This window comes from Bartonella sp. AA2SXKL (assembly GCF_042197205.1).
In the GTDB taxonomy this organism is placed as follows: Bacteria; Pseudomonadota; Alphaproteobacteria; order Rhizobiales; family Rhizobiaceae; genus Bartonella.
On sequence record NZ_JBHIRN010000250.1, the window covers coordinates 1 to 253 of the forward strand.

Annotated in this window: 1 pseudogene; it reads left to right on the forward strand. The window is 42.7% G+C overall.

The annotated features are described in order from the left end of the window. Positions 1 to 253, forward strand: a pseudogene (locus ACFINS_RS11035) (DNA repair protein RecN); the annotation flags it as partial.

Here is a 253-nt window from a genome sequence, read left to right on the forward strand (position 1 = left end):
GAACTGTCTCGTTTTTTATTGGCATTAAAGGTTGTTTTGTCTGATCGTGGATCAGCTCCTACGCTAATCTTTGATGAAATTGATACAGGCGTTGGTGGAGCTGTTGCTGCTGCTATTGGGCAAAGGTTGCGGCGTTTATCAGAAAATATTCAGGTTTTTGCTATTACGCATGCGCCTCAGGTAGCATCTAAAGCACACAGCCATTTTCTTATTTCAAAGGAGGAGAGTGATGATAAAGGCCGCTTTGTTACAG